The 12,133-nt window shown below is 38.2% G+C and carries 6 protein-coding genes and 1 riboswitch; all 6 genes read right to left on the bottom strand.

Features of this window, described 5'->3' with window-relative positions; translation table 11 throughout:
• Position 1: 1 nt before the first annotated feature.
• The 6 genes from JZO83_RS04205 to JZO83_RS04230 all read right to left on the bottom strand — a co-directional run bounded on the left by JZO83_RS04205 (position 2) and on the right by JZO83_RS04230 (position 11,583).
• Positions 2–1,714 carry an ABC transporter ATP-binding protein gene (locus JZO83_RS04205; RefSeq protein WP_207115063.1) on the bottom strand — a complete coding sequence of 571 codons (1,713 nt, stop codon included), beginning with the start codon at positions 1,712–1,714 and terminating at the stop codon, positions 2–4.
• 330 nt (positions 1,715–2,044) lie between these two features.
• Positions 2,045–2,833 (bottom strand): alpha/beta hydrolase family protein, encoded by a 789-nt coding sequence (locus JZO83_RS04210; RefSeq protein WP_207115064.1) that lies wholly within the window; start codon positions 2,831–2,833, stop codon positions 2,045–2,047.
• A gap of 57 nt (positions 2,834–2,890) precedes the next feature.
• The gene (locus tag JZO83_RS04215; protein ID WP_207115065.1) at positions 2,891–4,369 is read right to left on the bottom strand and encodes an MDR family MFS transporter; all 1,479 of its coding nucleotides are present in this window, start codon (positions 4,367–4,369) and stop codon (positions 2,891–2,893) included.
• Positions 4,370–4,555: 186 nt separating this feature from the next.
• Complete coding sequence (gene metK, locus JZO83_RS04220) at positions 4,556–5,749, bottom strand: methionine adenosyltransferase (protein WP_206853789.1); 1,194 nt, start codon at positions 5,747–5,749, stop codon at positions 4,556–4,558.
• Positions 5,747–5,826: riboswitch (SMK box riboswitch) on the bottom strand. (Overlaps the previous gene by 3 nt.)
• 138 nt (positions 5,827–5,964) lie before the next feature.
• The gene (locus tag JZO83_RS04225; RefSeq protein ID WP_207115066.1) at positions 5,965–8,769 is read right to left on the bottom strand and encodes a hypothetical protein; all 2,805 of its coding nucleotides are present in this window, start codon (positions 8,767–8,769) and stop codon (positions 5,965–5,967) included.
• Positions 8,770–8,820: 51 nt separating this feature from the next.
• Positions 8,821–11,583 (bottom strand): hypothetical protein, encoded by a 2,763-nt coding sequence (locus JZO83_RS04230; RefSeq protein WP_207115067.1) that lies wholly within the window; start codon positions 11,581–11,583, stop codon positions 8,821–8,823.
• Positions 11,584–12,133: the final 550 nt, after the last annotated feature.

Genomic DNA, 12,133 nt, shown 5'->3' on the forward strand with positions numbered 1-12,133 from the left:
GCTACTCCTCCGTTCCTTTTTGAGTTTCAAAAATCTCTTGATATACCTGATTGTTTGCAACGAGTTCTTCATGCGTTCCTTCACCCACTAGTTTTCCTTCATCTAGTACCAAGATGCGGTCTGCTTTGACAACAGAAGCAATCTTTTGAGCGATAACGATCGTTGTCGTGTCTTTTAACTCACGATCAAGGGCTTCGCGAACCAGTTTTTCTGAACGGGCATCTAATGCACTGGTACTGTCATCTAGAATCAGGATTTTTGGCTGACCGATCACACCACGTGTGATAGATAAACGTTGCTTTTGTCCACCAGAAAAGTTACTACTACGTTCTTCGACTGGTGCTTCATAACGATCAGCTAATTTCTCGATAAATTCTTTGGCTTGAGCGATAGAAGAAGCATTTTCCATATCCTTTTCTGTTGCATTCTTGTTCCCTTGACGTAGATTCTGGGCAATCGTGCCTGAAAAAAGAATCGCTTTTTGTAAAACAAACGAGACGGTTTTTCTTAAACTATGTTCATTCACTTGTCGTAGATCAACACCACCAACTTCTACTTTCCCTTCCGTTGGATCGAACAATCGTGGGATCAATTGTGCTAAGGTTGATTTTCCAGCACCTGTGGCACCAACGATACCAACCATTTCACCAGGTTCGATCGAAAAAGTGATATTTTTGAGTGTATCTGCATCATCTCCAGGGTAACGGAAAGATACATTTTCAAAACGAACAGAACCAGTTAATTCTTGTTCAGGTACATCTAAATAAGTTAAGTCGGGTTCAGTATCTAAGATCTCTTTGATCCGTTTTAATGAAACCGCAGCTCTGGAAGTCATCATCATCATCATTCCACCAATGATGATCGCCATCATGATCTGCATCAAATAGTTCATAAATGAGGCAATACCGCCAATCAAAGTCGGATCATCTTTTGCAAGATCACTCACAAAAAAGATTGCCCCTACTACCGCTAAGTTCGCGGCTAACATGAAAGATGGGATCATTACTGAAAATAATGTACCAACAATGATGTTATGCTTCGTTAAATCTTCACTGACTTTGCTAAATTCTTTTAGTTGATTTTCTTCTTGGACAAACGATTTGACGACACGAATACCCATTAAGTTTTCTTTTGCGATACTATTTACTTTATCGATCAACTTTTGGATGATCATAAAATGCTTGCCCATACGTGTAAAGGATAGCGCTGTGATCAACAAGACCGCAACGATCAAAAGAACGATGATCCACCACAATTGAGGCATCGTTGTCATCGCAAGAATAAATGCGCCAATAAACAGAAATGGGATACGGAACAACGATTGTAAGGAAATCATGACTAAGTTTTGGATCTGAGTAATATCATTCGTCAAACGTACTACTAGATTTCCAGCAGAAAACTGTTCGATATTCCCAAACGAAAATGTTTGGATCTTACGGAATGCTTCCTCTCTGATATCTGCACTGACACCTTGAGCGACCTTAGCAGAAAATATCGTATTCGTGACCCCAGCTGCTAAACCTAGGAGTGCTAAACTAATCAAAGAAATGCCGATTGATCGCATTTCGTCGCTGTCTTCGGTGATGATTGCTTCTAGTACTTGTTGTAACAACTTAGGTTGCCATAATGCGGCTGTCACCATCAGTGCGACAGAAAGCAAAGAAACAAAAACAGCCAATCGATAGTTTTTTGCATGTTTTAAAATAAGCTTCATATTTGTGACTTACACCTCTCTTTTATTAGAATAAACCGACCTATTTTATAATGAGTAAAAATTAGACCGACTAACAATTTACCATGTTTAAAAAAAGAAATCAACCTGTAATTTTAAAACGCTGGAACTACTTTTATGATAGACAGAAAGTTTGAAGCACCTGTTTTTAAATCTCCTTTACTCCCTTCCTGATTTTTCTCTCTGACACCATAAAAGGTACGTTATCGAATTTCTCTTTATTATCCATATGTCCAATAAATTTAGCACCTATTTTGCTCGAATCCACAAAAAAAGAAGTGACCATTTTTGGTCACTTCGGTAATCTTTTTCCTATTCTTTGTTGAACAACCATGCGAGTGCTCGTTGAATCCATTGATCCCAAAAAATCCAATCGTGGTCACCGGGCCCATGTTCGAATGTCACATCGATGTTGTTTTCTTTTAATGTCTCGGCCATCTCTTGATTCGCTTGATAAAGAAAATCTGATTCTCCACAAGCGAGATAGATGCGTGGCGCTTCTTTGCCACTACTTGCTAATGCTTCGACAAGATAGGCTGGATCATTGACTGAACCTTGAATACGATCTAATGGTCCAAAGATCCCTTCCCAGAATTTCGCTTGACGGATCATTAGTAGATCTTCCATTCGATTGCCTACCGACACAGCACCAGATAGAGAAATGATCGCTGCAAACTGTTCCGCTTTCGCTAAACCGAGTTTCAATGCGCCGTAGCCACCCATAGAAAGCCCAGCTGCATATGTTTTTTCGCGCTTCGTCGTTAACTGTGGGAATAACTCATGACAGATCTCTGGTAGTTCTTCTGAAATGAAGGTCCAGTAGTTCATGTCGTAAGTCGTGTCCGTGTACCAGCCTAAATCAGTCGATGGCATGATGACAGCCAATCCATAATCTGCCGCATATCGCTCAATCGAAGTTCGGCGTTGCCATACGCTATGGTTGCCCCCCATCCCATGTAACAAATAAAGCACAGGAACGTCTGTCGTATTTGCTAACGAGCTTTTTCCAATCACTTTTTTCGTTGTCTGAGGTAAGATCACATTTAGATTTACTTCCATTTCTAACACATTTGAATAAACATTTGCTTGGATAAATGCCATATGAATGTCGCCTTCTTTACTTTATTCAGATCATTTTTCTGATTACGATCTGTCAATTTACTTGTATTCTCTTATTGTAGCATTTTTTTGCCGGATTAAAAATGTCAAGCCTAGCGCAAGAACGACTAACAATAAGCCCACTAGATAGACTTGATGTAGCCCATGATACAAAATCTCTCGTAACGGCGTTAATATTTCTGTATCGATCAATTTTGCTGTTTGCGGATTGACTAGTTTGTTCATGATATCTTGATCGTCGGTCAATTGGCTGGCAGCTAGTTCAGCTTGTGTGACTCGATTGATCAACAACCCAAAAACAGCAACCATCACTGTTTGACCGATCGTACGCACTAGCGTATTGAATGAGGTAGCGACTCCTAGTTGTTCTGAAGGCACACTGTTTTGCGCACTGACAGTAGATGTCGTCATCGTAATCCCTAATCCAACACCAATAACGGTTGAAATCAAGAAAAACCATAAGAAGTTACTTTGAAAAGGCATCAACCAAAGTCCTGCGCCGCCGATGATCGTAATGAGCAACCCGATGCGTAATACTTTGTAAGTCGTCATCTGTGTCATCCACTTACTTGCTAAGAATGAACCGACCATCCACACAAGCGAAAGCGGTGCTAAGACTAACCCACCGATTGCCGCATTTAGTCCTAATACCCCTTGCATCCACATGGGGATGTAAACATCGATTCCCATTAAAAAGCCACTAGCTAAAGCAGCCGCTGCATTCACGACGACAAATAGCGGATTTCGGAATAGATCAAGCATAATGACCGGATCTTTTGCCTTTTTCTCCACAGATAAGAATAGGAAAAAGCAAAGAACACTACCAACTAATAACGCCAACACAAATGGAGTCAGCCCCTGATCACCGAGTAATTGAAACCCTAATAAAAGTAACACCAACATGAACATCAAGCTAAAGCTGCCTTTCAGATCCATTGGTTTTGCTTCACGCGTTGTTTTTGGTTCATTGAGGTAGAACCAGATCAACGCCATTAGTAACAAACCGATCGGCACATTGATAAAGAAAATCCAATGCCAGCTCAACGCTTCAACAATAAAGCCACCAGCTAAAGGACCAAACACGCTGGCAATGCCCCATGCTGAACTATTTAGCCCTAATACTTTTGCCCTTTTTTCAATCGTATAAAGATCGCCAATGATCGTCAATGCGACTGGCATCATTGCGCCTGCGCCCATTCCTTGGATTGCACGGGAAATGATCAAACCGATCATCGATTGGGAAAGTCCACAAAAGAGCGAACCAATAATAAATAATAGCGTACCAAAAATAAAAATTGGTTTTCTACCAACTTTATCTGCAAGTTTCCCATAGATCGGTGTCAACATCGCATTCGTTAATAGATAAATCGAGAATACCCAGTTCATCATTTCCATTCCGTGCAGTGATCCAACGATCGTTGGCATCGCAGTTGTCACGATCGTTCCTTCAATGGCGGTCATAAACGTAGCGATAAATACGCAAATCGTTACGACTGTCACGTTTGTTTTTCTCTCCATTTTTACGCTCACTCCCTTTTAGTACCTAAAATCATTCAAAACGTAGCATCTGCCTCGAAAGCTTCGACTCGAATAAAAAAGCCAACATATCCTGAAAGTAGCATCAGCTACTTTCGAATATCCCGGCTTACTGGTCTACATTTGATGCTTCTCACACTCAGCGAGTGCGTTCAATTCAAATATAAATTATTTAGCTAAACTAGCTTTTAGTGCATCTACTTTATCTGTTTTTTCCCATGGTAAGTCAACATCTGTACGACCAAAGTGTCCATATGCAGCTGTTTGTTTGTAGATTGGACGACGCAAATCGAGCATTTCGATGATGCCCGCAGGACGTAGATCGAAGTTTTCTCTTACCGCAGCAATCAATGCTTCTTCCGGCACTTCTGAAGTTCCAAATGTATTGATCGAGATGGAAACGGGTTGCGCCACACCGATAGCATAGGCTAATTGGACTTCTACTTTGCGAGCAAGTCCTGCTGCTACGATATTTTTTGCAATGTAGCGTGCCGCATAACTTGCTGAACGGTCCACTTTTGTTGCATCCTTACCAGAAAACGCACCGCCACCATGACGAGCATAGCCGCCATATGTGTCAACGATGATTTTTCGTCCAGTCAATCCAGCATCCCCTTGAGGTCCGCCGATCACAAAACGTCCAGTAGGATTGATATAATATTTTGTTTGCTCATCAAGAAGCTCTGAAGGAATGACTTCTTTGATCACTTTTTCAATGACGTCCTGACGAATCGTATCGTTATCAACCGCATCATCATGCTGTGTCGAAATGACGATCGTATCAACTCGTTCTGGTTCCCCTTGATCGTTGTATTCAACTGTTACTTGTGACTTCGCATCTGGGCGTAAATAAGTTAACTCTTTTGATTTACGCAGTTCAGCTAAACGACGTACTAAACGATGACTTAATGCAATTGGTAAAGGCATTAATTCCGGCGTTTCGTCTACCGCAAAACCAAACATCAAACCTTGGTCACCCGCACCGATCTCATCGAGTAAATCTCTTTCTTTTTCGTCACGAATCTCAAGTGCTTCATCGACTCCTTGAGCGATATCTGGTGACTGCTCGTCAATTGCTGCCAATACTGCCACAGTATCACCGTCAAAGCCAAATTTTGCACGAGTATAGCCGATTTCTTTTACTGTTTCACGTACTACTTTTTGGATATCTACGTAAGCTGTCGTAGAGATTTCTCCAAATACTAAGACAAGTCCTGTCGTTACAGAAGTCTCGCAAGCTACTCTTGCATTTGGATCTTGTTCTAAAATCGCATCTAAAATCGCATCACTGATTTGATCAGCGACCTTATCCGGATGTCCTTCTGAAACAGATTCTGATGTAAATAAATGTCTTTCTACCATAATATGATTCCCCCTAGTTAAATTCGGTTACAAGGCATCTCCGTTCGTACGGATCCTCTCGGGAACTTGCAACGAGTCAAGTATAGCAGATAAACCGATTTTACGCTCGTTTTTTTGTTACTTTTTAGAAAAAAGAGAAAGTTTTGTATATGTAAAAAATAAGCGATTGCCTACTTCAGCAACAGGAAGCATAAGAAGTGCTTACCTTTGATTTTCTATTGTCTTTTCAGTTCATAGACTGCTGGCTTTCTCGCTAAATCTTTGCTGATTACTTGTGCATGCTGTTTGACATGAGCAAGCACCGAAGAGAGTTTATTTTTTTGTGATGAACAAACCGCTAGTTGTTCAGAATTAGCTGGAAGTGGGTGCGCGGTTTGCGTACTCCTGTGATGATAAGAAAATGGAAACCATTGTTGATTGATCTGAGTTGATTTCTCAGAAAATATATCAAGCTGTTTCTTTTTATCGCGGTACTTGATTTCCTCCTGGATGTCCTTTCTTTTTTCCTGGAGACCTATAATCAAAGAACTTGTGATCTTTTCAGCTATCGGTATCTGGATATATGCTTTTCGCTCTCTTGTCAATTGTATTTCTTTTCTGATTCTCTCATCCGCATCATGTAAATCTATTAACTCAACTTGCCTTAGCTTACTTTGATATAACTGCCCGATTGGATCAACTACTTCTAAAATCACTTCTTTGATATGCGAATTTAACACACTCGGAATATATCCCCCATTGTTCAGGATCACCTTGATATACGGGTCATTTGCATATAATAGATAGACATTTTGGTACCATTCATCTTTTTGGTTAGCGAGAACCCCATATTTGATTTGGCTATAGGAATATTTCCTATATAGATAAAAGCCAAAAACATACTCATACTGTTGGTTCCAGTCTGGATTATCGCCTTTGAGCGCATGAACAAACCTTCTCTTCATCTCTAACGTTGGATACGGGAGCTGACGATTCCATTTTGGTGTGATTTTAGGTCGATGAGGCAAATCAAACAGCGAATGATTGCAATTGAACAGAATGATTCTTAAAGTCGTTTCGATTTGACTCACCGCATGATTATCAGACATTGGGCGTGCTAATTGAATCGCAGGGATCTTTTGGAACGGATGAGAAAGAGCTTCGATTTTTATGAGTGTCTCATAGGGACGAAAATTTAGTAAATCTCGTGTCGAAAAGAGAACCTTACTTAACTCTTCTACTTTAGCTGCTGAGAGCTGGACATAAGACACAGAACCAGCACCAATCACTTTTTCTTTATCCACTTGTATCACAACAAATTGCCCGCCTCTTTTATAGACCGTCAGACCACAGACGTACCCAAGTTCATCAGGATCTGGAAAAAAATAACTCGTCGGAAAAAGTAGAAAATCTGTTGGATCATTATTTCTCAGATTCTCTAAAACAATCTTTAGATCATTGGGCTGAGCCAAATGATACAAATCAATTGTTCGCTCCAACGAACGAATGATTTTTGGTTGTCTTTTTTTATCGATAAAAAAATCGTCTTGGTCATTTTCGATCATTTTGATATAAGTTGAAAACAACAACTCGTAATTTTCTGGTGATACACAAAAATTGTTAGATGATTTTAGTGATAAAGTCAAAGCCAACATGTCGATTCTTCTTGCAAACTCATCTATTTCCTTCACTTCGAGTTGCTCTGGTTGTGAAAAATGAGTGTTGCTTGTCGGTAACCACGGCTCGGCAAATTGAGCGAATCCTTTCTCTTCATGTGAGATTTGCCATTCATTCTTTCTTACTTCAGCACGTCTTTTTAATTCTTCAAGGTTTTCTTCAAAACGGTCTGCAAGCCCTGAAAGTAACCATTGATTCATTTCTTTTGCCACTGGGATCTCCATGATGGCTGATCTATCTTCGACAATCGAAAGCAAACAGCCATCAAATTTAAGCATTCGTGTCAGTTCCTCCTCATTCACGTCTTTAAGCGCCACCTGATACAATTCACTTAATGGTTCAACTACTTTTTCGAGTCTTTTTACTAATTTTGTTTCATCCAAAACCGGTGGATTTCCATTACCATTCTTCATTTCATGGATATACGGATCCATTTCAAAAACTGTCTGAATGAGGTTATACCACTGATAGGTCGAACGATTGATATGTAAGAGTGAGGTTTCTGTAGTGTGCCCTTTTCGGTATAAATAATAATCGAAGATATAGTCAAACTGGGCATTCCATTCTGGATTCGCTACTTTGAGTGCTTCCAAAAATCTTAGACGCATTTCTAACGTCGAATCGTCATGGAACAAGTTCCATTTTGGTATCACTACTTCATCCGCCTCAAACGAGAATAAGCCTACTTTACAGTTGAACAAGGCGACTTTCAAAGCTGCTTCGATTTCGCTAACCACACAGTTGCCTATCATTTGTCCTTTCATTTCGATCATCGGAAGACGTTGGAATTCTCCAGCAATCGTTTCGATTTTTTTCAGTACACTAAAGGCGCCAGATTCGATACGATCCCGGGAAAAAAAGAGGAGTTCACTTAATAGCTCCATGTTCGTCATAGGTATCTCTACATAAGAAACAGTCGATTCTTTAAAGTATTTTTCCTTATCGACATGAATCATAAGCAAATGATCATTTTTTTTGTAGAACGTCAAAGCAGTTAAATGACGAGGCGGTCGTTCCTCTTCATTCACACAAAAACAAACGGGGAATAGAAGAAAATCTGTTGGATCGTCCGTCTTCAAATCGATGAATAATTCTTGTATCTCCTCAGCTTTATCCATTTGATAAAGCTGCTCCGAGCGCTCTAATGATGCAACAATATCCGGTTGCCGTTTATTATCAATGAAAAAATCATCTTGATCATTTTGGATCATTTTTTTGAACAGCGAAAAAATCAATTCAAAATCTGTATGCTTGATTTCACGATCATTTGCTTTTAAGGATAGGATCATCGAAAGTATGTCTAGTCTTGGTTTGAAATCATTCTCCGGTGCGGTGCTTACTTCTGCATTTTCCTCGTTAATCATGTTCCCTCCAAAATAGCTATTTTGTAATCATAAATGAACTTTCTAGTGACCTTATTTGATAAGACAATTCTTATTATTTAATCTTACATTACTTTCTACATCTCGCCTTTCAGATACAGCTAGTCGTTTCACTCGCTCACACGCTAAAGAAAAGTTACTTTTCGCACCCTCTCTTGCTGGGTTATGTGTGTTAGGATTAACTGACTTTTTAGCTAGTGATTGATTGTGTAGTTGTTGACTAGATCTCTTTTGTTCGAGGCTTATACGTCGGCGGATCTCACTTTCTATTTCAACATTCTTTGCTTTTATGCAAGCCATATAATAATCTCCGATTGCGATTGCAATAGGAATTTTGAGATACGGATGCCTCGCTTGTAACAATTCCACTTCAAGTGTATTGGCATGCAATGCTCGATACAATTCAGATAACTCGAAAGTTCTGATTTCTCTGTTCAACAAGATGCCTGTTGGTCCTATTAGTTTGTTGATTTTTTCTTTTAAACGCTGATCAAATTCAGTTGGAATCTTTCCACCATTATTGAATATTTCTAATATGTAAAGATCATTCCGAAATAAATGACGAATGTTTGCATACCAAGTATTTTTCTGTGTAAGGGCCTCTGCTTCTCCCCATTGCCTCGATTTTTGTTTTCGAAGAAGATAATAAGCAAACACATGATCATAATTTTTATTCCAGTCTTGGTTTGGCCCTTTCATTGCAGTAACGAATCGTTTCTTCATCTCTAACGCTGCTATTTCCTGTACCCTCATATTCCATTTAGGCGTAACTATTTCAGAGGGGTCCAAACGAAAAATATCTTGCTTACAATTGAATAGGATCATCTTCAAAGTACTTTCGATTTCAATAATCGTACAATTACCAGTTGTTTGACGCGCTAGTTTTATTGAGGGAATTGCTTTGAATTTATGAGAAATTGCTTCGATTTTTTTTAATATGCCATATGGCTTTAAATCAAAATAATTTTTCGTAGAGAGCAGTATTTGACTCAGATCCTTGATTTTTTTCTCTGGAACCTTCACATAAGAGACCGCACCACGACCAAAAAATTGCTGTTTATCGACTTGTAAAACAACAAACTCATTGTCTCTTTTATAAACTACCAAACCAATCGCATGACCACTTTCTTTTGGGTCTAATAGTTGAAATCTAGTTGGTAAAAGCACAAAGTCTGTAGGATCATTATTTCGTAGTTTTTCAAACATGTTTTGTAAATATTTTACCTTCTTTAGTTCATAAACCTCTGTCGTTCGTCTTAATGATTGGACAATATTTGATTGTCTTTTTTTATCAATAAAAAAACTATCTTGATCATTTTCTAGCATTTTAATATAGGTCGGAATTAATAATTTATACATTCCCGGAAAAAAATGACTATTATTATTTGATTTAAGCGACAAAACTAAAGCCAACATATCCAGCCTTTGTTTAAAATCATATATTTCACTTTGATTTATACTCTCTTTTTTGAAAAGTTTACTGATACTTGTTGGCGCAATATTCGATACCCGCTTCATTAGCCAGTGTCTATTATTTTCTAGATTAAATTTTTTTCTTTCACGTAAGATACGCTGCTTTATTTCTCTATTTACCTCTTGGTATCGTTCTTCTAATCTTAAGAGGCTCCGTTGATTCATTTCTTTTACTTGAGGATTCTTGATCATTGCCAAGCGATCTTCATACATTGTGATCAGTACCCCATCAAGATAAAGACTATCTATCAAATCAGTAGTGTCCACGTCTTTAAGCTTTTTACCATACAGTACTTCCATTGGCTTGACAGCCAACTCAACCGTTTTTTGGAGTTGCTCTTCATCCAACGTATTGATTTGCCCATTACTACTCTCCAATACATGAATGTAAGGATCATTTTCGAAAGCATGCTGAATCGTCCTGTCCCACCATTCATGATTACTAAGATCAGGTAAAAATTCATTGATTTTACTCTTTCCTGTACGATATAAATAGAAGTCAAAAACGTAATCAAACGGTTCATTCCACACTTTATTCTCACTTTTTACTGCTTCAAGAAACCTCTTACGCATTTCTATAAATGCGTCGGTAACTTTATTGTTCCATAGAGGTATGATCTTTTCAGTAGTATCTAACGAAAACATATCTGAACCACAGTGGAATAATGCCACCTTTAAAGCATCCTCTACTGCACTGATTTTACTATCTATTCCTTGCCTCGGCATATTCAACGGAGGAATTCCTTTAAATCCACTTGACATCAATTCGATATCTTTGAATAGAGAGAATGCGCCCGGATTTAATACATTCCACTCATGAGAAATCACTTTGCTTAAATCTGTTACTTTCGATGCTGGAATCCTAGTATAAGATACCTGCCCTCTCTCAAACTGATCTTTACGATCTACGTAGACGACAAATAAATCATTCTCTTTTTTATAAAGAAGCAATCCACTATAATAAGGGGGAATCCCCCCCTGTTCATCTAACCTGTTCAAATTTGGGATAAGCATGAAATCTGTTGGGTCATTATTTGTCATTTTATCAAAAGCTTTTTGTAGAAAGCTTGAATCATTGGTGTTATAAAAAGCCATCGATCGTTTCAACGACTCAATCACTTTTCCTTGCTTTTCTTTGTCAATAAAGAACTGGTCTTTATCATTCTCAAACATTTTTATATAGGTTGAGTATAATGCCTTATAAAACTCTGGTGAAGCAATTCGTTGATTATTTTCTTTTAGCGAGAGTGCTAAAGTTAATATCTCCAGTTTTTGGTTAAATTCATTTTTATTATTATCTTTCAGCGTTTCTTCTATCTCCATTATTTTTCTCCTATAATCAATATTTTTACTGTTCTCAAAGCCACATATGTATATGATCTAACTCCTATATTGGAAAGATGATTGTTAGCTTTTCCGGGCTACGCTCGGTCAAAACGTCTATTTCTAGTATAGTGATTACTAACATAAAACTTACCCATTTATTTTGAAATCACGAAAAAATTACTCATTTATAACATTAAAAATAGGGATAGTAAAAATTTACAGTAGAGAAATAAGGGAAAGAGATTCTATATAAAAACAAAATAAAAAATTCCCTGCTTGAAAAAATATGATAGGAACGGAACTTCAGCATGCTATGACTTTGTTTATTGAAACATTCTGATAGAAAAACAAAAAAATCTTTTTACCTAAGTGTTTTATTTAGCTTTATATATTCATTTGTTTTCGAAAAGTCAAAAAAAGCACACATCTAAGAACTGACTCAGATGTATGCTTTGTGAGTACGTTATACGCTATTTCAAAAACAAAAAAAAGAGGCTCTATAATAAAGTGGACTGATGAATCAATTATGATTCGTCAGCCCACTTTT

Source organism: Enterococcus sp. DIV1298c (assembly GCF_017316315.1).
In the GTDB taxonomy this organism is placed as follows: domain Bacteria; phylum Bacillota; class Bacilli; order Lactobacillales; family Enterococcaceae; genus Enterococcus_B; species Enterococcus_B mangumiae.